Origin of the sequence: Accumulibacter sp., from assembly GCF_031732815.1 — a bacterium.
Taxonomy (GTDB): Bacteria; Pseudomonadota; Gammaproteobacteria; order Burkholderiales; family Rhodocyclaceae; genus Accumulibacter.
In genome coordinates this window covers 1-3,817 of record NZ_JAVMKF010000195.1, presented here as the reverse complement: position 1 = coordinate 3,817, position 3,817 = coordinate 1, and the positions used below count along the sequence as shown (strand labels likewise).

2 protein-coding genes and 1 pseudogene are annotated in these 3,817 nt (G+C 67.2%); all 3 read left to right on the top strand.

The features are described from left to right. Positions 1 to 1,178: cobaltochelatase subunit CobN (locus RKP46_RS12675; protein ID WP_311106978.1), on the top strand; the 1,178-nt coding region annotated here is incomplete at its 5' end. A 104-nt stretch (positions 1,179 to 1,282) separates the two neighbouring features. Next, a complete protein-coding gene (locus RKP46_RS12670; protein WP_311106977.1) occupies positions 1,283 to 3,415 on the top strand; it encodes a TonB-dependent receptor domain-containing protein in 2,133 nt (710 codons plus the stop codon). 40 nt (positions 3,416 to 3,455) lie between these two features. Further along, positions 3,456 to 3,817, top strand: a pseudogene (locus RKP46_RS12665) (hypothetical protein); the annotation flags it as partial.

Here is a 3,817-nt window from a genome sequence, read left to right as displayed (position 1 = left end):
GAGCCAGCGAAGCCGACAATCCGCTGTTCGAAAACAGCCGCGCCATCGCCGCCCGGCTCATCAAGCAGGGCATCCCGGAAGCGGCGGCAGTAAAGGCTGCGGAAACGCGTATGTTCTCGTCCGAATCGGGCAAGTACGGCACCGGGCTCGACGACGCGACGCTCGCCACCGACACCTGGAAGGGCAAGGCCGAGGGGGACCGCAAGCTCGCCGACCTCTACCTCTCGCGCATGCAGTTCGCCTACGGCGCCGACGAGGAGGACTGGGGCAAGCAGGGTGTCGCGGGCGCCACGGGCAAGGCCGCGCAGATGAACCTCTACGCCGAGCACCTGAAAGGCACCGAGGGCGCCGTGCTGTCGCGCACCTCGAACCTCTACGGCATGCTCACCACCGACGATCCCTTCCAGTACCTCGGCGGCATCGGCCTCGCAGTGCGCCGCCTCGACGGCAAGGCGCCGGAACTGTACATCTCCAACCTGCGCGGCTCGGGCAGCGGCAAGGTCGAAGGCGCCGACGCCTTCCTCGCCAAGGAACTCGCCACCCGCAACTTCCACCCCGGCTACATCAAGGGACTGATGGCCGAGGGCTACGCCGGCACGCTGCAGGTGCTCGATTCGATGAACAACTTCTCCGGCTGGACCATCGTCGCCCGCGAGATCGTGCGCGACGACCAGTGGCAGGAGTTCGTCGACGTCTATGTGCGCGACAAGCACCAGCTTGGCCTCAAGGAATGGTTCGAGACGAACAACCCGACGGCGCTGGCGCAGACCATCGAGCGCATGATCGAGGCCGCCCGCCAGGGCTACTGGCAGGCCGACCCGAAGGTGCTGGCCGAACTGAAGGAGCGCTACCGCGACCTCGCGAAGCGTCACGACGTGGTGACCGACAATCAGGTGTTCAAGGATTTCGTCGGCACGAAGGCCAGCGCCGGCTTCGGCCTTGCCGCACTGCTCGCCGCCACGCGCCCGCAGCAGGCTGCCGACCTCGCACCGCCGCCCGCCGCGCCACCTCCTCCGCAGATCGAAGGCATGCGCCTCGAACGCGTCGAGGAAAAACCCCAGCCCCCCGCCCTGCCCTTCGCGATGCTCGGCCTCTCCCTGCTGCTGCTCTCCACCCTCGGCGGCGCCGTGCGCACGCTGAGCAATCCGGCGCTGCGCCGGGCGGAGGCGGCGGCATGAAAACGAAGAACCGCAAACCACAGAGGCACAGAGGCACGGAGAAACACCTGAAATTGAGGCTCTCTCGCTTTTCTCTGTGTCTCTGTGCCTCTGTGGTGAATGGTTTGTCTTTCGCCCAGACCCAGCTGGAAGAAGTCGTCGTCACCGCCACCCACGACGCGCTGGCAGACCGGCGCGAGGCCGTCACCCAGAAGACCGTTCTCGACCGCAAGGAAATCGAAGCCCTCGGCGGCCTCACCGTTGGCGAGGTCATCCGCAAGCTGCCCGGCATCGACGCCGGCGAAAATTCCGGCGACGGCGCCCCGACCGCCAAGGTACGCGGCATGGGCCGCGACGCAGTCCAGTTTCTGGTCGACGGCGAGCGGCCGACGGCCAACGCCCGCTACGCGCTGACCATGGTCGGCCGCATGCCCTCCGGCGAGCTCGATCGCATCGAGATCCTGCGGGGCTCGTCGGCCGAGCATGGCGGCAGCGCCGCCGTGACGGTCAACCTGATCATGAGAAAGGCGAAGCCGGTCGACTCGACCACCCTCAGGGCGGCAGTCGGCGCACGCGGGGTCGGCGGTGATGCGGAAGCCAATGGTCAATTCTCGGTCAGTCGCGGTGGCGGCCAGCTGATGGCGGACGGCACGCAGTTCTCATGGCTGCTGCCGGTCACCGTGAACCACCATGGCATGCCGCTCGATACCGAGAAGACGCGCATCAATTCCAACGCTGGCACACGCAATCTGTGGCAGGAGGATCATGAGCGCGGCCCCTACGAGTTGAACGAACTGATCGTCTCGCCGCGCCTGACCTGGAAGAAGGCGGGTGACAGCCTGACGCTGTGGCCCAGTCTTTACCGCAATGAAGGCACGCGACACGCGACGCTGCTGCGCAGCGGCTACGCCGACCCGGCAGCCGGGACCGGCCTCGCCCCGCTCGGCAGCCGCCGCGACAGGGAAGACAGCGACCTCACGATTGCCCGTCTGCGCGCCGAGGGCGAGCTCAAGCTCGACGGCGGCAGCAAGCTCTCGGGGCGTGCCGCGATGATGGGTGGCTGGCGTGACAGCGATACCAGGCGCACCTGGCGCGATACGCTCGGCGGTGTCACGCAGAGCCGCGAAAAGCTGGGGCGTGACGAGCAGGAGTTCTCCGCTGCAATCCGCCTCGACCGCCCTGTCGGCGAGGCCTTGATCTCCTTCGGGCTGGAGGCGGCGACGCACCGGCGCGACGAAACCCAGACAAGTGTCGGCAACCCCGCCGGCAGCGGCGCCATGACCTCGAAGAGCGACGCCAGCCAACAGCAATGGACGGCGTGGGCGCAGCACGAATGGTCGCCAATGAAGCAACTGACGCTGACCGCCGGCCTGCGTGGCGAATCGATCCGCCTCGAATCCGACGGCCGAGACAGCAGTGCCGGCCAGCTGGCCCCGTCGCTCGCCGCGCGCTTCGACGCCGGCGATGGCTGGGTGGCGCGCTCATCCGCGGGGGCCGGCATCAAGGCGCCGAAGCTCGATGAAATCTCGGCGATCACCATCCAGAACACGTCCAGCCTGACCGGCAACACGCCACTCGAGCCCGATCGCGCCGGCAATCCCGACCTCGTCGCAGAGCGCAACATCAACGTCGAAATCGGCCTTGAACGCTATCTCAAGGAGGAAGCCGGAGTCCTCGGCATCAGCGCCTACTGGCGCCAGACGCGCGACTTCATCGAACGCACGACCCTGCTCGAAGGCTCGCGCTGGGTCGAGCGCCCCTACAACCAGGGCACCGCCCGCCACTACGGGGTCGAGTTCGACGCCAAGCTGAAGAGCGAGCTTGCCGGCATCAAGGGCGGCTCGCTGCGCGCGCACCTGACGCTGCCGCAGGGCCGCGTTCACGACGACCGTCTCGGCCTGACGCGGGATACGCGCGAACTGCCGCGCTACCAGTTCACGCTCGGCTACGAACAATCCATCCCGTCGCTATCGTCGTCTGCCGGCTTCCAGCTGACACGAAACGGCAAGTCGCGTACCGACATCCCCGGGGAACTCGCCGACGACACCACGCGCGGTACGCTGCTCGACGCGCACTGGGTCAGGAAACTCTCCTCGACGACGAATCTTCGCCTGCAGGCGCAGAACCTGCTGCGCGCCGACGTGAAGCGAAGCTCTGAAGCCTGGTCGAACCTCATTGCCGGGACCGATGACTGGCGCCTCGCCACCACCGAAAAGGGACAACTTACCTGGCTGCTCTCGCTGGAGGGAAAATGGTGAGCAATCTCAACCGCCGCCCCAACCGAATGGAGATATCGCCATGACCCCCGGAATCCTGCGCAGGACGCTGCTCGCCACCACCCTGACGGCCACCCTCGTCACGCTGAACCCGATCGCGGCCGCAAACCCGGCAAGCACCGCCGCACCAGCCGCAGACGAACCTTCCGTTCAGCACTACGCGCTCATCCTCCCGGAAAACCTGCCACCGCTGATGCAGGCCTTGAAGGGCCGCAGCAGGGAACTCGGCCTCAGCCCTGAACAGACCGGCAGCCTTGCCGGAATCGCCCTCGAGATGCGCGACCGCCTGCAGCCGCTGCTGAACGAGGCACGCAGCCTGGAGAAAGGAATCGCGGCCGCTGCGCTCAATGGCGAGGCACCGGCAGCCCTTGCCGACCGGCTGGA